Raw genomic sequence first — 19,256 nt, 5'->3', positions numbered from 1 at the left:
ATTGTTACCTATCTCGCGTGAAGTTGATGAGCCAATCGGTCAATTGATGTGTTTAAAGAACCATCGATAACGGTTTCACCCGCTTTGATGACCATTCCACCCACTAACGTGTCATCAATAACCTGCTTCATTTCAACCTGACGCTCTAATTTCTTCTCAAGTGCAGCTGTTAGTGACGTAACTTGATCCTGTGTCAGCATTTCTGAACTGGTGACAGTGACAGGCACTACACGTTCATGTTCGTCCTTTAGCTCGCAGTACAATTCAAATAGGTCTCTTACAACAGAAAGGCGGCCGTTCTCGGCCAAGACTCGAATAAGATTAATGACGTGGTCATCAACGAGTCCTTGGCAAATATGAATGATGAGGTTTGCCAGCTCTTCTGTTTGGTGTGTAGAAGCACCTTCTGCTGAAGAAATCTGACTAGCGATCGTTTCTTCTTCCGCGACAGCCACAAGAATGGACAGCATTGAGTGCCACTCTTGTAACTGGTTTTCACCTAAAGCAAATTCAAACGATGCTTTGGCGTAGGGATGAGCAATATTGGTGTAATCTGACATATTGCCTCTCCTTAGAGTTCGCTAATCATTTGGTCAACTAGCGCTCGGTTCGTTGCGGAATCTAGGTTTTTGCTAATCAGTTTCTGTGCACTTTGAATTACTGCGTCTGCCATATCTGCCTGAAGTTCACGGCGTATCTTTTGGCGTTCGCCTTCTAGCTCAGCTCTACCTTGTTCTAAGATGCGTGCCTTTTCTTGCTCGGCTTCTTGTTGCGCTAAGCTGATGATTTCATTGCGGCGTTTTCGGCCCTGTTCAACCAGTTCAGTCACATCTTTTCTTGCATCTTCGATGAGTTGCGCGCCATTTGATTTTGCTAGTTCTAGCTCTTTCGCAGCGTTCTCTGAGTGGCGTAAACCATCAGCGATTTCTTTTTGGCGCTCGTCTAACATCGCGGTGAGAGGGGGCCATACATATTTCATGCAGAGCCAAACAAAAATCACGAATGAGATTGCTTGTCCAAACATGCTTGCATTTAAGTTCATACCTTCCTCACTAAATCTTGATTATTTACAAATCGATCTTTCAAAGCGGTTTGATTAAGCCACGGCGAAGATGATGTATAGACCGATACCAACACCGATCATCGGTACTGCATCCACAAGACCCATCATGATGAAGAATTGAGTACGAAGCATTGGAGTAAGGTCTGGTTGACGCGCAACACCTTCAAGGTATTTACCTGCTAAGTTACCAATACCAGATGCTGCACCTGCTGCACCTAAACCGATCAGTAATGCACCTGCTACATATAAAACTGCGCTTACGATATCCATTTGTATCTCCGATAAATAATTTGTTAGTTAAATTTTTTAGTTATTAATTAGTGGTGTTCTTCTGTTGCCATACCTAAATAAACAACGGTCAGTACCATAAATATAAATGCTTGCAAGAATACGATTAATATGTGGAATAGTGCCCAAGGAACACTCAGTGCCCATTGCATCCACCATGGCATTAATGCGATCAGAATAAATATCATCTCACCTGCATACATGTTTCCAAATAATCGTAAGCCTAGTGATATAGGTTTTGAAATTAATGTTATTAATTCAAGAACTAAGTTAACAGGGTATAAAAGAGGGTTATCAAATGGCTGCGTAGTAAGCTCTTTGATAAAGCCTTTCAATCCTTTATTTTTAAATGTATAAGTCAACAGTAAGATAAATACACCGAGTGCCATCGACATTGGAATATTTACGTCCGCCGTTGGTAGATCTCTAAAGTGTTCTAGACCCATTGCACGACTTAATGCTGGTATGAAATCTATTGGTAATAAATCGACCGCGTTCATTAACAACACCCAAACAAAAGTGGTTAATGCCAGTGGCCCTATTAATTTATCCTCCGCTTGAAAAATCTCTTTTACTAGGTTGTTTACAAAATCAAATATCAGTTCGATAAAACATTGAAATCGACCTGGAACACCGCTGGTGCCCTTAGTCACTACGTATCGAAAAGCTCCAATAAACAGTAAACCCGTAATCCAAGATACCAACATCGAGTCGATGTTGAACGCCCAGAAACCATCACCTGTAGTTAAGAAGGTTAAGTGATGCTCTATGTATTCGTGAGCGGTAGTTACTTGATCCATACTACACGTACTCCGATCTTGTAGAGGCAGTAATAAATGGTGTTAAGAAGTACCCAACCATAGTGAGAATATATGCGTACAATATTACTGGGTTATCCAATTTGAAAAACTGGAACGCCAAGATAAACATTAAGAACGTATAAGTTATTTTCACGACACGACTCATTTGCATTAAGTCACGTAAACTATAATTAGGATTCTTGCGCACCTTTAGGCTTGCATATATAAAACCAAACAGCGGAGGTAGCATCGCAATTCCGATACCCAAAGCCGACGATTCCATATCTACTTTATTACCAAAAAACACTTCATATAAAACTACACCGACGGCTAATACTACTTGGCAGAGAACAACTCTTTTAGCAGCAACAAGAATGTCACCACTTATCCCATTAAGCCTCATAATAAAACCTTATATTTAACAGTGTAAGCTCATATAAAACACAGTTTGAATATGTCTTGCTACTCGCATTTACTTGTTAATAAAACTTTGCTTGTTAACAAAGAGATAATCTTGCTGGTTTTATATCTCCTGACGAAATAGAACGATATAAACTAGTTCGCTCTCGTTTCGACAAAATATAAACTACGCCTAAAATTATGTGATCAAAACGACAAATATTGATATCAATAATTCCATTTTTGAAATGAATGTTTTTCATTTATGAAAGTAATAGTTCTATCACTTTATTCATGAATATTTAAGATGCTTTATCCTTGTGAAAAAGAGGGGCTTTTTAGAAGGGAGTAGCGAGCTAAATTTTCAACTTATGATCTTATCAATTACGACTATTCAAACACTTAGGTTCATTTACAAGCTGAGTTGTGAAGTGTGATTTTGGTAGGGGTTAAGCTTGTTTGAGGCAATGATGGAAGATCTGGTTTTTCTGGTAAATTAAACGTACGTCGCTCCTTATCAATAAGCGAATATTTTTTATATTGTCGTCAGCTTGTCACTATTTGCGTGCGCGAGAGTGAAAATTCAGCGCCTAAATGTTGATGATATAGGAGTGAAATGGGGGACTGGGTGTGCGAGAAGCATGGTGCGGAGAAGAAACACCGAGTTTTGAGGAAGTAAATGGCAGCAGAGCGCTACCTAATTTACTTAATCTAGGCTCTCTTATGACTCTTCATAACTGAGGTATTGAATACATAAGTCATGGAAAGCCTGTGCTTGTGGCGAGATCGTACGATCAGACAGTCTGAAAATGCCGATTTGTCGTTGCAAGGGTGGGTCAATTAGCGGAATCCACACCAAGCGGGTTTCATTGGTTGGGAAAGCCAGCTTAGGTAGCGTGGTCACGCCTATCCCGAGCTCTAACACCGAAAAAAGCGAGGTAATGTTCTCGACAGAGTACAGGGCTTGTTCGCTGAGCATGCGCGCAGGTGTTGGGTCCAGTAGGGTGCAAGTCCCGTTACGAATGAAGGGCTGCTTTAACAAGGTTTGCCATTCGATTCCTTCCTGTTGAGAGGCGATAGGGTTATCTTTGAGGCACACCACACCGATAGGATCAGAAAGCAAAGGCGTGAAGTCGATGCTCTCTTCTTCTAAATGGGAGCTATTACCGAGGGCAACATCCACCTCGCCAGAGAGTAATCTTGCTTCTACCCCTGCCGCATTATCATCAATCAAACTCACTTCTACATTCGGGTACTGCTCACAAAATGCCCCTAAAACACTAGGGATGAGTTTTGCGGCCACCGAAGGCACGCTCGCTATTCGAACTCTTCCTTGTTGTCCTGCCGCGGCTGCGCGTAAGTCGTTGTCTAATGCTTTGTAAACATTAAGGAATTGAATGATTTTTGGCAGGCATATTTCGCCGAAAGGCGTCAGTGTCGATTTGTTGCCTGTTTCAAACAGAGGTTGGCCGAGTATTTTTTCCAACTCTTTTATCGAAGTCGAAAGTGCCGCTTGCGATCGATTTGCACGGTGAGATGCCGCTCTAAATCCACCTTCTTCGACCACCAAAACGAAATGTTTTAACTGTTGTAGCTTAATACTCATGACTCCGATCCTTCTCTAGCCCTTGCTATACCTTACTTTTCGCAAGGTGATAGATTTTATTTATCAAATGCACAAAATTTACCGTTAGATTTATCAGGCGTCAAGGTGCAGTATTTAACCATCTTGAAACATAGTTGTTACAAAGTTGGATAAAATCGTGAACGCACAAACTAAAAAACACCCAGTAAAAACCTCTCTTTTTGCTTCAAAAGCACCACTAGAGTGGGCAATCGTTAATAACGGCACTCTATACACTGCGCAGATTCCAATCGATGAAACGGGCGCAGTAGTAGAAGGCGGTATTGAAGCGCAAACGCGTCAGACTTTTAACAACCTTGTTCATACCTTGGAGTGTGCAGGCGAATCGATGGATTCTGTGCTGCAGGTTCTGATTTACGTGACTGACCGTGAATACCTGAAAACGGTAAACAGCGTATACGGAGAATACTTCAACGCACCTTATCCAAATCGTGCAGCAGTCGTTGTTGCAGGGCTAGCTAGAGAAGAGATGTTGGTTGAGTTCGTGGTTTATGCATCGGCGTCTCAACCTGAATAAATGGACTGTGAACTGAGGCAATTTGCCAATCAAAGCTGTTTGTCTAAGCAGATCTTTACTAATACAAGCGAATAGTTTTACGTCTAGATACAAAATTAATACTTATTCTCTATATGAATTAACAATTTATTAATTAATCCGATGGTTGCCAGACTCAACCGCAACCTAACGTTACAAGGACAGAATGATGACTCACTTACAGAATGTTCAAGCAGAAAACGCACTTTACATTGGCGGCGAATGGCAAGCGGGTGTAAGCACCGTAGCGAACATTAACCCATCAGATATTTCTGAAAATATTGGCAACTTTGCACAAGCAAGTGCTGAACAAGTTCAACAAGCGATTTCAGCGGCGGAACACGCTCAACCAGAGTGGGAAAAAACGCCGATTGAACGCAAGCAAACGGTGCTTCAAGCGATTGGTGATGAGCTGATTGCCCGTTGTGATGAGCTGGGCACTTTGCTATCTCGTGAAGAAGGTAAGCCTTTTGCTGAAGGTCGTGGTGAGATTTACCGCGCTGGTCAGTTCTTCCAATACTTTGCGGCTGAAGTGCTTCGTCAGATTGGCGATAACGCGGATTCAGTACGCCCAGGCGTTTCTGTAGAAGTGACTCGTGAAGCGGTAGGCGTTATCGGCATTATCTCTCCTTGGAACTTCCCGACAGCAACGGCTGCTTGGAAAATCGCTCCAGCACTGGCTTTCGGTAACAGCGTTATCTGGAAACCAGCAAACCTAACACCAGCGAGTGCGGTTGCGCTTACTGAGATCATCCACCGTCAAGGTATCCCTGCAGGTACGTTTAACCTTGTGCTAGGTAGCGGTTCAACGGTAGGTGATGCACTGATCAACTCTAAAGAAGTGAACGGTGTGAGCTTTACCGGTTCTGTTGATACGGGTCGTAAAGTAGCAGCTGCTACCGCGCCAAACTTCGTTCGTTGCCAACTGGAAATGGGAAGTAAGAACGCACTTGTTATTGCAGACGATGCTGATATCCAAACTGCGGTTGATGCAACGATTGCAGGTTCGTTCTCGGGTGCTGGTCAAAAATGTACGGCGTCTTCTCGCCTTGTGGTTATGGATAGCATTCACGACCAATACGTTGAAGCATTGATTAAGCGTATGAGTGAGCTGAAAGTGGGTCACGCACTGGAAGAGGGCGTGTTCATGGGCCCTGTCGTTGATGGCAACCAACTTGAAGCAAACCTAGGCTGGGTTGATAAAGCACGTCAAAGCGGCGGTGAGCTGGCATTTGGTGGCGAACGCTTGAGCATGAAGCACGAAGGTTTCTACATGTCTCCAACGTTGTTCTTGAACACTAAGAACGATTGGGAAGTGAACCAAGAAGAAGTGTTCGCACCAATGGCAAGCGTGATTCGTGTCGCTGACCTAGAAGAAGCTATTGCGACAACCAACGATACTCGCTTTGGTCTAACGGGCGGCATCATCACTCAGAGCCTACGTACGAGTGCAATGTTCAAGCAACAAGCGCAAACAGGTTGTGTGATGGTGAACCTACCAACAGCAGGCACGGATTACCACGTACCGTTTGGTGGCCGTAAAGAGTCTAGCTTCGGTCCTCGTGAGCAAGGTCAATACGCGAAAGAGTTCTACACAGTGGTTAAGACGGCTTACCAGCGTCCTTACTAATCCACTTTCTAAATAAGAATTGGATAGCTGAAGATATTAACTTCCTAGCTATCCAGCTATCGAATTGGCCTGATTCACAGAGTCAGGCCAACATTCAAACCAAAGCAGCAAACGAACGTAGACAAGTGATTTAACCCATTTTTGAAAACATGTTATTTGAGCGTGTTTTCAAAACCGAGCTAGAACACTGAGCTTTCAATAGGAGTGGTTATGTACCAGCAACGGATTGTTATAGATGGATTGCAATACTGCAATTGGAACAGAGAATATTTCCAAACACTAAAGGCGAGCGGCATTACAGCAGTTCACGCTACCGCGGTTTACCACGAGACAGCTCGTGAAACCTTATCTCGCTTTGCAGAATGGAACTTAAGATTCGAGCAAAATGCAGACATTATCATGCCGATTCATTCAATGGCTGATGTTGAAACTGCAAAAGCGACCGGCAAAGTCGGCATTTTCCTTGGTGCTCAAAACTGTTCTCCAATCGATGATGAGATTGGTCTTATCGAAGTGATGCGTAAGCAAGGCCTTCTGATCATGCAATTGACGTACAACAACCAGAGCTTATTAGCGACGGGTTGCTACGAGAAGAACGATACGGGTATTACTCGATTTGGTAAGCAAGCTATCGAAGAGATGAACCGAGTGGGCATGATCATCGATATGTCTCACAGTGCCGAGCGTTCAACGCTTGAGGCGATAGACCTATCTTCTCGTCCTATTTGTATCAGCCACGCGAACCCGACGTTTGCTCATGATGCACTACGAAACAAATCAAACGATGTGATTAAAGCCTTAACTGCACGCGGTGGTTTAATCGGATTCAGTTTATACCCATTCCACCTACCAAACGGCAGCCAATGTACTTTGGAAGACTTCTGCCAAATGGTTGCGACGACAGCTGATATGGTCGGCGTAGAGCACCTGGGAATTGGTAGTGACCTTTGTTTAAACCAACCTCAAGCTGTTCTTGAATGGATGAGAAATGGTCGTTGGTCTAAAGCAATGGATTACGGCGAAGGCTCTGCAAACAACTCAGGTTGGCCAGATGCGTTGCCTTGGTTTTGTGGTAGTGCGGGTATGGAAAATATTTATAACGGATTGATGCGTCATGGTTTCAGCGAGTCTGAAGCTGGGCAAGTCTTGGGAGAAAACTGGTTTAATTTCTTGAAAGATGGCCTAGAGCCTCAAAGCAAGGGTTAAGCGCTCTCTTAAGCCATCATCGAATTAGCAGACTTCTAATTAACGTTCATTTGGAAATGCTGTTTTAACCAATTTCACTATTTAAAAGGAACAACGGTCTATTTCGCAACGCGGTAACCCAAACATGGATTAGCCTGCCCAACACAAAAAACAATAGGGCAGGTGTTAAATACACCCTTGTAGTCATCATTCAAATGACAGCTGCAAAGAAACCTCTGGAGTCAGAGTATGTCTGATTTAACCAATAGCGTGAAACCTTCAAGCTTAAATGCGGGTCAAGTACACACAGCAAGTAGCAAAACAAGCAACACCAAACAGTCTGAATCTACGTCAGACAAATTGGGATTAACCAACCCAGCACTTTGGTACAGCGGCGGTTTTATCGCTCTGTTCGTTGCACTTGCTCTATTTGACGGTGAGCTGTTATCAAGCCTTGTAAATACGGGCTTTGCATGGTCTGTAAAAGTATTCGGGCCTTACTGGCAAATGCTTCTTCTTCTGACTTTTCTTATTGGTCTTGGCCTAGCGGCAGGGCGAACAGGCAAGGTTATCCTAGGTGGCATTGCTAAACCTGAGATGGATGGTTTCCGTTGGATGGCTATCATCTTCTGTACGTTACTTGCAGGCGGCGGTGTATTTTGGGCAGCAGCAGAACCTATCGCTCACTACGTTAGCCCACCACCATTGTATGGCGCACAAGAAAACGCACAACAAGGCGCGGTGAATGCTCTATCACAATCATTCATGCACTGGGGTTTCCTTGCATGGGCTATCGTTGGCAGTTTAACGTCTATCGTGGTTATGCACCTTCACTACGACAAAGGCTTGCCTCTTAAACCTCGTATTTTGCTTTACCCAGTTTTGGGTGAAAGAGCACTGAAAGGTCACACTGGTGCGCTGATTGATGCATGTTGTATTGTCGCTGTAGCGGCGGGCACCATTGGTCCTATCGGCTTCTTAGGCTTGCAAGTGAGCTACGCACTGAACGCACTGTTTGATATTCCTGATGGCTTCACGACGCAGCTTATCATCATCCTGTTCGCTATCGTTCTATACACATTGTCGGCATTAAGTGGTCTTAACCGCGGAATGCAAATGCTAAGCCGTTACAACGTAATTTTAGCAATGTCATTGATGGTCTACATTCTGATCTTCGGCCCAACAAACTTCATTTTCAATGGCTACATCCAAGGTGTAGGCAGCATGATAGATAACTTCATCCCAATGGCAACATACCGTGGTGACGAAGGTTGGTTAAGCTGGTGGACAGTATTCTTCTGGGGTTGGTTCTTAGGTTACGGCCCAATGATGGCAATCTTCATCGCACGTATTTCACGTGGTCGTAGTATTCGCCAATTGGTATCAACCATTAGCTTGATTGCACCGTTTGTTACTTGCTTCTGGTTCACAATTGTTGGCGGCTCTGGCCTTGCGTTCGAAATCGCAGATCCAGGCAGCGTAAGTAAGGCGTTTGAAGGTTTTAACTTACCAGGTGCGCTACTGGCGGTAACTCAGCAGCTACCAATGCCAATGCTTATCTCAATTCTGTTCTTGATCTTAACCACGATCTTCATCGTAACGACCGGTGACTCAATGACTTACACCATCAGTGTGGTGATCAGTGGTGAGACAGAACCGAATGCAATTATTCGTACCTTCTGGGGTGTGATGATGGGGGTAACAGCGTTAATTCTGATTTCCCTAGGCTCTGGCGGTATTTCAGCGCTGCAATCCTTCATTGTTATCACCGCGGTACCGGTGTCCTTAATCTTGTTGCCATCACTTTGGAATGCGCCTCAAATCGCAATCAAGATGGCGAAAGATCAAGGCTTATAAAACATCAATGCCGGTATAAAGAAGAAAATGTAGAGATAAAGCTCTCTAAAAACTGAAGATAAACAAGGTGTGAGCCTTTGAAAGAAGGCTGATACAAGATTCCGGAAGGAAGATAAAAACCGTACTGGTGAAGATACACCGGGCGGCACGTATTTAGGTCAATCGATCTAGTCAGGACAAATAATAAGTGGCGAGTTCGCTTGCCTCGATAATATCAATAACGATTAAAAACGTGAAAGCTAACCAACATACTGTCGCTATATATGCTTCAAAAGACAGCAACGATCGGTTCTGAATGGCTAGCAAAATCCTATAACTATAAGGTGGTGAGCAAAATGGATGCACATCGTTCTACCTACACTGAATCAGCACTACGTGACGCGACTGTCGTCATGGCACCGGAAAGGCTAGGTGCAATGCACCAAACACGTATCAGCTTCGTTAGAACTCTGATTCGTAAAATGGCGCAGCAAGAATGGAAAGTGACCAAACATGAATGGCAATTAGACGCTCAGGGCTTTGGTCATGTTATCTATAAGCTTACGACGCCAAATCATGTTTATCATTTGGTTGTTTTCTGCGATGAGATTGCAGACGACGAACGAAATGACCGTGTAATTGCTGAAAAGTGGGACGTAACGTTTGCTCTGGTTCTTGGTGATGTTGATGTCACCCTACTTGAGAGACTTCGTGCGAATGTACCGCTACAAGAAGCAGGCCGTAACCCTAACAATGTGCTTGTTTTAGCGCGTGCCAACAAAAGTGTACGAGTGTTTGAACATATTGTTAGTCACTTGGCTAAAGGTGTTCAACCAACGCCAAAAGAGCTAGCGGAAGTTGGCTACATCCTACGAACCACAGCGGTTTATGGTAATGGTAAGTTTGGTATTGCTGACTTTAAAATCTTGGAAAAGAATCCAGATTTTAATCAATCGTTCAGTGCTCAAATGTGTGCTGTTTATATGCTGCGTGAGTTCAGCCTAGATTGGGTTCATTACCTAGCGGAGCAACAAGGCGGTGAACAAGCGATTACCTTGCACAGAGGCTTACAACGCTACCTAGGTGTGGGTAATGCCACAGGTTTAGGTATGGCGCCATATCTGATTAACCACCCAAGTATTGTCGATCAATGGATGACAACCCGTGAGCATGCATTAGCTGACGTGTTAGCTAATCACACGGATACGGCATTGATTGAGCCCCTACGTACATTAGTTAAAAAAGCGATTTGTCATTTAGAACAAGTTGTTACCATCAATGAAAATCAGCAAGAGTTGAACAAAACCGCTGTTGATGAGTTGAAACACGCAGAACAGTCACTAGAAGCTTCTGTAAACCATTGCGATACATGGGCGCAGTTAGTTGAACAATCTAAGCACATGAGTATGGAAGCCCAAGAAATCCTTATCTCATGCTTGATGGAATTGTACCCAGAATTAGTGGACGCCCATCAAGAGCAAATGAATTGTAGCGAAACACTCTCGCTTCCTAGTGGCAAAAAGATCAAAGACCTATTGGTTGTGTTAGAAGAAAAGTACCGTTGGGGGATCACGACTGACTTTACGAAAGCAGAAAATAACTACTGGTTCTGGTATCGCTCTCAGGACAAAGAAGAGCCAAGGCTCGGTGTTCGAGGCGAGGAACTCGGCGAAGAGCGCGAACTGCCGTTGGATATCGGCCGTCAAGCTTACCGTCTGTACCATGCTTTATTGCAATTCGCGCCAGAGCTTTCATTGGCTGAATTCCTTGTTAAACAACCGCAGCATCGTGCCATTGCGCGCCGTGTGTGGACGTTAGGTAACAAGGCGATGGGCGACATTCAAATGAACGTGCTGCACCAAGACTCGCCACCAATGCATTTGCTGCGTTGTAAGCTAGCGATGTTTGGAGCGACTAAGTTTGATCCTCGCTCAGACCGTTGGGTACGAGTGACGTTTTTCCAAGGTGCACCGTTGCTTGATGAAATTCATCAGGACGAATGGGAGTTCCCAATCTTACCAAGTGAAGCGGAGATCGCTGACTCAAATAAAGTTCCTACACATATCAACGCTCAACATGGAGGTAAATCGTTATGATCGTTTCTCACAATGAACTGGTAGCGGCCGTTAATAAAGCCTTTCTGGGTATGCGTCGTACATGTGGTGAAGCCGATGTGATAGCGAACATGGTGGCAGATTTACAAATGGTTGGCTTGGATGGTGTTCGTCATTTTAACAATGCGAGCAACTTTATGGGGCTAGAAGACGATTGCCCTGTAGACATCCAAGTGACAAGCGACAACACAGTTGAAGTGGACCTGCACAAGGCGAGCTTAGCGTGTCATCTTCCTGTGGTGATGGATTACGCCATTGAAAAAATGGTCGGTAAAAAGACGCTGAAAATCGAGCTAAACAACTGCCATAACCGTTGGTTAGCGTACAGTGAGCTTGTAAAACTGGTAGCGAAAGGCATCGCATGTACCGCACGTTGGGATAATGGCTCAAATCCTAAGAGCACCTTGTATGTGCTTAACCGTGGTTGCGTTGCACCAGAACTGTTTTTATCAGATTTGCCTCTGGCATCGGACGATCATATCCACAATATGACCATCGAGCTTTCCGTCCAGGATTTGGATATCGAACGTTTGTCAGATGGCTACCAAACACACATTGAATCGGAAGCGCTTTTTAAAACTCAAGAGAAGGCGTGGAACGAGGGCATTGAAGTTGACGATGGAGAGTGGGGCGCGTTGAAAGAAACGGCGACGGCCATTCTTGTTGAAAACAGCCAACGTTCAATTCAAGGTGCAGGTGAGCTCGAGGCTTCTTAGCTTTGTTTTATAGAGCTATAAGTTACAGAAGCTCAGTTTATAGATCTTTGGCTTATAGAAACTAAACCTATAAAGCCTGAGCTTGTTCAACCTAAAAACCTCATTTACAACAGATAAAACCAAAGAGCTTAACGTATCCTCACCTCGTTAAGCTCTTTTTATTTGTGTCCCACTTTTGTTCTTCTTCTCAATAGATCACATCTTAAACTCTCTGTTTTGACATAAGTTGTTACGCGTATAAAGCTAATTTGGCGATTTAATGAAGTACCTTCACATTCAGGTTCAACAAACGGTTTCATTTACAAGCTAGTATGCGTATCTTGCTAACTACGGTGCCAAAGGGTGCCATTTTTATTCGTACCAATGACTTTAGAATCAGATAAAAAGGAATGAAGCGTGCAAGCTAACTTTATTGATGGAACCACCCTGTACCGTCAGCACTCTTTCGAGTTGCCACTTGATTATCAAGCCAAAGATGGACAACAGATCCAAGTCTTCGCACGTGAGCTGGTTGATCTCGCTAAAGATGAGCAAGAGCTGCCGTGGTTGATCTACTTTCAAGGCGGCCCAGGTTTTCCTTCTCCACGGGTGAGTGGTCAATCGGGTTGGCTAAAGCGTGCATTACAAAACTACCGTGTTCTGCTTCTAGACCAACGTGGTACTGGCAACAGCACGGTTATCAGCCATGAAACTTTGGCGCATTTGTCTCCAGAACAACAAGTCGAATACTTAACGCATTTCAGAGCGGATAACATCGTTCGTGACGCTGAAGCGATTCGTGAACAGTTTGGTATTAAGCAATGGTCGACGATTGGTCAAAGCTTTGGTGGCTTCTGTACACTGAGCTATTTGTCACTGTTCCCACAGAGCTTGCAGCGTTGTTATGTGACGGGCGGCATTCCTTCTATTGAACGAGAAGCTGACGATGTTTATCGTGCGACTTACAAGCGTGTAGAAGACAAAAACAGAGCTTTCTTTGCTCAGTTCCCACAAGCACAAGCTATGTGTCGCGAGATCTCTGATTACCTGCTCAACAACGATGTGAGACTGCCAAACGGTCAGGTGTTCACAGTTGAACAGTTCCAGCTAATAGGTATTAATCTTGGTGGCGGCGAAGCAAACCTTCCAATGTATTTCACACTGGAGAGTGCGTTTGTTGAAGTGAACGGTAACAGACAGCTGAGCTACAGCTTCCTAAATCAAATGCAGCAAGAGCAGGGTTACTTAACTAACCCAATTTACGCAATCTTGCATGAATCGATTTACTGTCAAGGTACAGCGTCTAACTGGTCTGCACATCGTGTTCGTGAGCAGTACCCACACTTCAACTACCAATCGGGCAGTGAGTTCTGGTTTACTGGTGAAATGGTGTACCCATGGATGTTCGACCAACTTGAAACGCTGAAGCCACTGCGTGAAGCCGCGAACATGTTGGCTGAAAAGTCGGACTGGGGCACTTTGTACAACGCAGAGCAGTTGAGCAAGAATACAGTGCCAATGGCGTGTGCCGTTTACGCCGATGACATGTACGTTGAGTTGGATTACAGCCGTGAAACATTGGCGAACATTCCTAACTCGAAAGCGTGGATCACCAATGAATATGAACACAATGGCTTGCGAGTAGACGGCGAAAGGATTGTCGATAAATTGATGACGATGGTTGAAGCGTTAGAAAATCTGCCAAAGTAATCAAGCTATTTGCACTAGAAACAAGATGCGTTAGAAGCTTTCTACTTTAGAAACTATCTACTTTAGAAACTATCTACGTTAGAAATACGATACGCCAGAAACAAGAAAACGCTGCACCCATGCAGCGTTTTTTTATGTCATCGAACTATTCGATTTAAGGAACTAGGAGGGGTAGCCCTTGAAGCCATTAAGGTTGGATGACGATATCTTGATTTTCAGTGGTCAATAAGCTGGCGCGGTTCTGTTCGATAAGCTGAGCCGCATAAGAGGGAGTTACAGCTTGAATTTCGCCTTTTGACGAATCGTTAATGCTTCCCACGCATGATCACGGTATTTGCCTGTTTGTGTATATTCAATAAGTACTCTCATGATTCTTCCATCCGATGTGTGGTTAACGTGCTACTAACATTAGCGCCATTATTGTGGTTACACACCTGTTAAAAATGGAACATAAGATTAACCAAATGAGAATGCGTGTAACTTGAAAAACAGACCTAACTGCACTTATCTTCTTAACCGCGTTTATCGCAACTAACCGTATTTATCGCAACTAACAGCATTTATTGTAACCAACCTTACTTATCGTAAATAGCGTCCATAAAAAAACGCTGCACAATGGCAGCGTTAAAGTTGAGATAGGTTAAAGGTTGCTTAGCTGTTTTCTAAGCCAACAATCTTGCGTGCAGACATCACTGCACTATCCAAATCGGTCAATCTACCAGCACTTGCTGGACCAAGAACTGATGAATACAAAGCCAACTGCTTCTCAAATGATAAATCTAATTGGTTATATAGATTTTGGCGGATTTGAGCGTGTTGCTGTGGCTTTGCGCTCGATAGGCCTTCCAACGTATCGTAGATGAGTGTAGTTGTATCCATAACTGTCCTTAGTACATCTTTAGAAAATTTTGCATATTATGCACTTGGTATCATCTTTGTTCTGCGAGATTGATCGCATTATGTGTAGCTCTGCTTAATTGTGTAATCAGTTAGTTACAATTGTGTTGTACGGCAAAGTGTCGGAACTCGGGTTTGGGCAAAAGAAAAGGAGACACAGTGGTCTCCTTTTGGCTTGTTAGCAAAGATAAAAGTTACGTGCTGTTCGCTGTTTATTGAGCCAATCGGCTACGCACAGCTACAGCGCCTATCGTATGTTAATGTTCTTATCTCGATTTTCGTACATTTCAGGTGTGGTGTGTAATCCACCTGCATAGCCTGCTGCTTCAAGTGTTTCTCTTACCTCTCGAACATGCTCAGCCGTGACCGGTTCATTTCTGTCGCCAAGGTTTAAACGCACAAACGTGATTAACTCAGCTAAGCGTTGATCCGACAGTACATCCTCAAAACTTGCCATTGGCATGAAATTTCTGTCTTTGTCGAGATAGGTGGGTTGCAAGCCGCGCACCGTTACCGCAATGGTATTGAATGGGTCGCTGTGCATGATAATACCGTTGTTCAACAGAGTAGGGGCGATTGGATCGCGACCTTTACCATCGTCACCATGACAAGCCCCACAGGTTTGACGATACGTGGTGTAGATTTCACTGGCATACGCAGCTTCATCAAACCCTTTAGGCTGTAACTGAACGGCATCACTGGCAATGGTGTTGTTGATGTCCCCACTGAGTAGGTAATAGGACATCGACTCAATATCTTCACGCGTCATCAAGCTTAGGCTGTTTTTCACTACATCAGCCATACCCGCAAAAGCGGTGCCTTTGTCTGAATGTCCTGTGTGTAAAAAGTCTGTGAGTGTTGCTTCATCCCAACCATCGATATAGAGCTCATTGGCTGTAATATCAGGCGCGTTCCAACCGTCGATCAAGTTACCTTGGAAAATACGTTCTGGTATCAGTGCTTGGGCAATATTTCGAGGTGTATGGCACTCCGAACAGTGACCAAGTCCTGCGACCCAATATTTGCCTTGTTGCCACTTATCGACATTCTCAATTTCTCCTTTGAGTTCCTCTGGCACTTCATAATCAATAGGGTCGGTATCCATGAATACGATGTTCCAGCCAAGCAAACCTAAGCGAATATTGGATGGAAACATCATGCTGTTGTCATCATTGCGTCGCGGCACGGCGGTGATTGACTGCATGTATTCCCATAAATCCACCATGTCTTGGTCGGTGAGGTATTGATAGGAGGTGTAAGGCATTGCAGGGTACAGGTAACCATTCTTGCCTTTACCTGCGACTAACGCCGCTCGGAAATCATCGAAGTCATAAGTCCCAATACCTTCGGTAGTGTGTGGCGTTATGTTGGTTGAATACACGGTGCCGAAGGGGGTGACAAAGGGTAGGCCGCCAGCAAAGGGTTCGCCACCTTCTGCACTATGACAAGCCACACAGTCACCGGCATAAGCGAGATATTCTCCGCGCTCAACAGATGATGCTTTCAAACTCGCGAGCCGTTGTTGCTCTACGTCACCAGCGTGTCGGATATAAGCCCCAAGCGCGAGTATCTCGTTCTCACTGAGCTGCTCATCAAACGCAGGCATTAGGTTGTTCAAACCGTAATTGATGGTGTGCTGAATCTCTTCAATACTGCCGCCGTGAAGCCAGATATCATCGGAAAGATCAGGTACACCAACCGCTGGATTAGCGACAGCACCATCGGCATGACAAGACGAACAGTATTGGACGAACAAGGTTTTACCGAGCTCGACTTTAATCTCCGGCACATCGGTATGACGTTGGTTGAGAGACGCTAGATAGTAGGAGACTTTTGCCACCTCGTCTGGGCGCATGATTTCACTCCAACCCGGCATCGCTCCATTTCGCCCTTTGGCAATCGAATGGATCACAGCTTCATCACTGCCGCCGTATAACCATTCTTGGTCGATAAGATTAGGGAAGTGTTTCTGACCTTGTGCATTATCTCGGTGACAAGCGGCACAGTGAGTTTGGAATAGAATCCTACCGCTGTTCACGATCTCTGGGACAGCAGCTAATCCCTCTAACGTGGTTTCGCTGGTTTGTGCAAATTGCTCATTGAGAGTGGTGGATGGTGAACTGAGCTTATCGTCGCTTTGTTCCCAATCGACTAAGCCTTCCCATTCTCCAAGCCCGGGGTAGAGCACCAAATAACCCGCAGACAAAAGAAATGCCACTGCATAACTGATAAATAACAGCTTAGGTGGAGGCGCATCTTTCTCTTCAATACCATCAAAGGTGCCAATGGTGTGGTCGTGATCGGCCTTGTGATTGCTACGCCAGTATTTAACGACAACAGACACCATCAGAACAAAGAATATTAAGGTTAAGAGTACCGCCCATAGATTCCAGAATGTGCTCATTGTGATACCTCCTGTGACGTATCTTTACCCAGGCTTTGTAAATAGCGAATCAGAGCTTCACCTTTGGTTTTGCCTCTTACTTGCAAACGGGCATCACCAATTTCTTGATCGGTATAAGGCACACCTAAGGTACGTAACACTTCCATTTTGGCGCTAATATCATCGCCAGTCAGAGTCTGCTCAAATAGCCACGGGTAAGAGGGCATGATCGAGGTCGGTACGACTTTTCGAGGGTCAATTAAGTGAATAGCATGCCATTGGTCAGAATACTTTCTACCTAAGTTAGTGAGGTCAGGACCAGTACGTTTAGAGCCCCACAAGTTAGGAAACTCATAGATATCGTCTGCTTCTTGGTTCGGGCGACCATTACGCTTCACTTCTGGCTCTAGAGGGCGAACCATTTGTGTGTGACAAACATGGCAGCCTTCACTGATGTATATGTCTCGGCCTGCTAACTCAATCGGTGTGAGAGGCATCGCTAAGCTGCCTTTGGCAATATCATCGCCACGGACAATGCTTGGCACTACCCAGACCAATAAAGAGAAGGAGGCCACGACAACAGTGGTCAAAATTAAAATGACGATTGAATGTGTAAAGTCTTTACTCATCATTTAAGCTCCTTCATTAACAGTGTGTTTAGCATCATTTGTTACGGGCATACGAACCGTTTTGTACAAGTTGAAAGCCATTAAGAACAATCCAAGTACAAACAGCGCGCCACCAAAGAAACGCATGAATAGCCAAGGTGCTTTAAAGTCCATAGCTTCTACAAAACTGTAAATCAGTTCGCCATTTTCATTTTGAGCGAGCCACATATATCCCTCGCCGATGCCTGCGATCCAAAGTGCTATTGCATAGATGGCGACGCCAGCATGAGCAAGCCAAAAGTGCCATTTAATCAGTCGTCGTGACCATAGATCGGTTTGGCCCCATAAGCGTGGAATGAAATAGTAAAAAACCGCTATCCCTGACATTCCAACCCATCCGAGAGCTGCGGAATGTACGTGACCGATGATCCATTCGGTGTTGTGTGCCACCATGTTGAACCAGCGAATAGCGAGTAGGGGACCTTCGAATGTCGCCAAGCAGTAGTAAAGAATTGCTGAGAAAAAGAATAAAAGAATGTAGTCGGACTTCAGCTTTTCTTTGTTTTGTAGAAGGGTCATTGCGCTATTGAACGCACCGGCCCAAGAAGGGAGCCACAGGATCAAAGACATTACGATGCCGATGTTTTGAATCCAGATCGGAACAGAAGAATAAACCAAATGGTGCGTTCCGGCCCACGTGTAAAAGCCGACCAAGCCCCAGAAATGGATCACAGATAAGCGGTACGAATAGATAGGTCGATCCGCCGCTTTGGGTATGAAATAGTAATTCATACCAATCACACCTGCGGTTAGTAAGAAACCGACGGCATTATGTCCCCACCACCATTGAACAATCGCATCTTGAGCGCCTGCAAACACAGAGTAGGACTTCATCGCCAACACAGGCATCGCGAGGTTGTTCACGATGAAAATCATTGCAACGACGATAATGAATGCAGCAAAGAACCAGTTAGCCACAAAGATATGGCTGACCTTTCGTTTAGCAAGGGTGCCAAAGAACAACACCGCGTACAGCACCCAAACCAACACAATCATCAAGTCGATTGGCCATTCAAGCTCCGCATACTCTTTTGAGGTAGTGTGGCCTGCGGGTAAGGAAATGACCGCAAGTAACAGGATGAATTGCCAGCCCCAAAATACCATCCATGAAAGGCTTTTGTTGAACAAGTCACAATGGCCTGTTCGCTGGGCAATGTACAAAGACGTCCCCATCAAGATATTCACGACGAAGCCGTAAATTACTCCAGAGGTATGTAGCGGACGCAGTCGACCAAATTGGAAATACTGAGAATCAAAGTTTAAGACTGGCCAATATAATTGCGCGGCGAGAATCACGCCGATGATCATACCTACAATCGCCCACACTAAGGATGCAATGATGAAGTACTTCACGACCTTAATGCTGTATTGCGTTGTCACTTGTTCCATAACAAGGCTCCTTGCCTAG

17 protein-coding genes and 1 pseudogene are annotated in these 19,256 nt (G+C 44.6%); 7 read left to right on the top strand and 11 right to left on the bottom strand.

The annotated features are described in order from the left end of the window. Positions 1-8 precede the first annotated feature (8 nt). From AB4263_RS01435 to AB4263_RS01410, 6 genes are all read right to left on the bottom strand, one after another. Positions 9-560, bottom strand: coding sequence for a F0F1 ATP synthase subunit delta (locus tag AB4263_RS01435; RefSeq protein WP_017060840.1), 552 nt, complete (start codon positions 558-560; stop codon positions 9-11). Between the two features lie 11 nt (positions 561-571). After that, a complete protein-coding gene (locus AB4263_RS01430) occupies positions 572-1,042 on the bottom strand; it encodes a F0F1 ATP synthase subunit B (RefSeq protein ID WP_017060839.1) in 471 nt (156 codons plus the stop codon). Positions 1,043-1,096: 54 nt separating this feature from the next. Continuing rightward, on the bottom strand, positions 1,097-1,333 hold the full coding sequence (atpE, locus tag AB4263_RS01425; RefSeq protein ID WP_004730405.1) for a F0F1 ATP synthase subunit C: 237 nt from the start codon (positions 1,331-1,333) through the stop codon (positions 1,097-1,099). Between the two features lie 47 nt (positions 1,334-1,380). Next, complete coding sequence (atpB, locus tag AB4263_RS01420) at positions 1,381-2,151, bottom strand: F0F1 ATP synthase subunit A (protein ID WP_017060838.1); 771 nt, start codon at positions 2,149-2,151, stop codon at positions 1,381-1,383. A 1-nt stretch (position 2,152) separates the two neighbouring features. After that, the gene (locus AB4263_RS01415; protein ID WP_017060837.1) at positions 2,153-2,554 is read right to left on the bottom strand and encodes a hypothetical protein; all 402 of its coding nucleotides are present in this window, start codon (positions 2,552-2,554) and stop codon (positions 2,153-2,155) included. Positions 2,555-3,271: 717 nt separating this feature from the next. Continuing rightward, the gene (locus AB4263_RS01410; protein WP_017071346.1) at positions 3,272-4,156 is read right to left on the bottom strand and encodes a LysR family transcriptional regulator; all 885 of its coding nucleotides are present in this window, start codon (positions 4,154-4,156) and stop codon (positions 3,272-3,274) included. A gap of 157 nt (positions 4,157-4,313) precedes the next feature. On the opposite strand from AB4263_RS01410, the gene AB4263_RS01405 reads away from it, so the two are divergent. From AB4263_RS01405 to AB4263_RS01375, 7 genes are all read left to right on the top strand, one after another. After that, entirely contained in the window at positions 4,314-4,712 is a 399-nt protein-coding gene (locus AB4263_RS01405) for a RidA family protein (RefSeq protein WP_017060835.1), read from the top strand. A gap of 187 nt (positions 4,713-4,899) precedes the next feature. After that, positions 4,900-6,360, top strand: coding sequence for an aldehyde dehydrogenase family protein (locus AB4263_RS01400; RefSeq protein ID WP_372097321.1), 1,461 nt, complete (start codon positions 4,900-4,902; stop codon positions 6,358-6,360). A 210-nt stretch (positions 6,361-6,570) separates the two neighbouring features. Further along, a complete protein-coding gene (locus tag AB4263_RS01395; RefSeq protein ID WP_061023074.1) occupies positions 6,571-7,566 on the top strand; it encodes a membrane dipeptidase in 996 nt (331 codons plus the stop codon). Positions 7,567-7,794: 228 nt separating this feature from the next. Then, the gene (locus AB4263_RS01390; protein WP_372097271.1) at positions 7,795-9,402 is read left to right on the top strand and encodes a BCCT family transporter; all 1,608 of its coding nucleotides are present in this window, start codon (positions 7,795-7,797) and stop codon (positions 9,400-9,402) included. Positions 9,403-9,665: 263 nt separating this feature from the next. Continuing rightward, on the top strand, positions 9,666-11,477 hold the full coding sequence (locus AB4263_RS01385) for a hypothetical protein (protein WP_372097269.1): 1,812 nt from the start codon (positions 9,666-9,668) through the stop codon (positions 11,475-11,477). Beyond that, entirely contained in the window at positions 11,474-12,211 is a 738-nt protein-coding gene (locus AB4263_RS01380; protein WP_372097267.1) for a DUF3726 domain-containing protein, read from the top strand. Before AB4263_RS01385 ends, AB4263_RS01380 begins: the two co-directional genes overlap by 4 nt. 396 nt (positions 12,212-12,607) lie before the next feature. Continuing rightward, a complete protein-coding gene (locus tag AB4263_RS01375; RefSeq protein WP_017064721.1) occupies positions 12,608-13,900 on the top strand; it encodes an alpha/beta fold hydrolase in 1,293 nt (430 codons plus the stop codon). Positions 13,901-14,087: 187 nt separating this feature from the next. On the opposite strand, the pseudogene AB4263_RS01370 reads toward AB4263_RS01375, so the two are convergent. The 5 genes and pseudogenes from AB4263_RS01370 to ccoN form a co-directional block, all read right to left on the bottom strand. Then, positions 14,088-14,269: pseudogene (locus AB4263_RS01370) on the bottom strand (hypothetical protein). A gap of 282 nt (positions 14,270-14,551) precedes the next feature. Continuing rightward, a complete protein-coding gene (locus AB4263_RS01365; protein WP_004730426.1) occupies positions 14,552-14,779 on the bottom strand; it encodes a PAS factor family protein in 228 nt (75 codons plus the stop codon). A gap of 265 nt (positions 14,780-15,044) precedes the next feature. After that, entirely contained in the window at positions 15,045-17,201 is a 2,157-nt protein-coding gene (locus AB4263_RS01360; RefSeq protein WP_372097265.1) for a c-type cytochrome, read from the bottom strand. Next, positions 17,198-17,812, bottom strand: coding sequence for a cbb3-type cytochrome c oxidase subunit II (locus AB4263_RS01355; protein ID WP_017064719.1), 615 nt, complete (start codon positions 17,810-17,812; stop codon positions 17,198-17,200). The genes AB4263_RS01360 and AB4263_RS01355 overlap by 4 nt, the downstream gene beginning before the upstream one ends. Continuing rightward, positions 17,813-19,237, bottom strand: a complete 1,425-nt coding sequence (gene ccoN / locus AB4263_RS01350; protein ID WP_017069846.1) for a cytochrome-c oxidase, cbb3-type subunit I — start codon at positions 19,235-19,237, stop codon at positions 17,813-17,815. It lies immediately after the preceding gene. Between the last annotated feature and the right edge of the window lie 19 nt (positions 19,238-19,256).

Origin of the sequence: Vibrio sp. 10N.261.55.C5, from assembly GCF_041470505.1 — a bacterium.
In the GTDB taxonomy this organism is placed as follows: domain Bacteria; phylum Pseudomonadota; class Gammaproteobacteria; order Enterobacterales; family Vibrionaceae; genus Vibrio; species Vibrio crassostreae_C.
Note: the sequence above shows the minus strand (reverse complement) of the source record. Positions and strands in the feature narration are given on the sequence as shown.

Bases quoted from the DNA above. Each gene is read 5' to 3' on its own strand.
- AB4263_RS01435 (WP_017060840.1), bottom strand. From the start codon at position 560: ATGTCAGATTACACCAATATTGCTCATCCCTACGCCAAAGCATCGTTT.
- AB4263_RS01430 (WP_017060839.1), bottom strand. From the start codon at position 1,042: ATGAACTTAAATGCAAGCATGTTTGGACAAGCAATCTCATTCGTGATT.
- atpE (WP_004730405.1), bottom strand. From the start codon at position 1,333: ATGGATATCGTAAGCGCAGTTTTATATGTAGCAGGTGCATTACTGATC.
- atpB (WP_017060838.1), bottom strand. From the start codon at position 2,151: ATGGATCAAGTAACTACCGCTCACGAATACATAGAGCATCACTTAACC.
- AB4263_RS01415 (WP_017060837.1), bottom strand. From the start codon at position 2,554: ATGAGGCTTAATGGGATAAGTGGTGACATTCTTGTTGCTGCTAAAAGA.
- AB4263_RS01410 (WP_017071346.1), bottom strand. From the start codon at position 4,156: ATGAGTATTAAGCTACAACAGTTAAAACATTTCGTTTTGGTGGTCGAA.
- AB4263_RS01400 (WP_372097321.1), top strand. From the start codon at position 4,900: ATGACTCACTTACAGAATGTTCAAGCAGAAAACGCACTTTACATTGGC.
- AB4263_RS01395 (WP_061023074.1), top strand. From the start codon at position 6,571: ATGTACCAGCAACGGATTGTTATAGATGGATTGCAATACTGCAATTGG.
- AB4263_RS01390 (WP_372097271.1), top strand. From the start codon at position 7,795: ATGTCTGATTTAACCAATAGCGTGAAACCTTCAAGCTTAAATGCGGGT.
- AB4263_RS01385 (WP_372097269.1), top strand. From the start codon at position 9,666: ATGCTTCAAAAGACAGCAACGATCGGTTCTGAATGGCTAGCAAAATCC.
- AB4263_RS01380 (WP_372097267.1), top strand. From the start codon at position 11,474: ATGATCGTTTCTCACAATGAACTGGTAGCGGCCGTTAATAAAGCCTTT.
- AB4263_RS01365 (WP_004730426.1), bottom strand. From the start codon at position 14,779: ATGGATACAACTACACTCATCTACGATACGTTGGAAGGCCTATCGAGC.
- AB4263_RS01360 (WP_372097265.1), bottom strand. From the start codon at position 17,201: ATGAGCACATTCTGGAATCTATGGGCGGTACTCTTAACCTTAATATTC.
- AB4263_RS01355 (WP_017064719.1), bottom strand. From the start codon at position 17,812: ATGATGAGTAAAGACTTTACACATTCAATCGTCATTTTAATTTTGACC.
- ccoN (WP_017069846.1), bottom strand. From the start codon at position 19,237: ATGGAACAAGTGACAACGCAATACAGCATTAAGGTCGTGAAGTACTTC.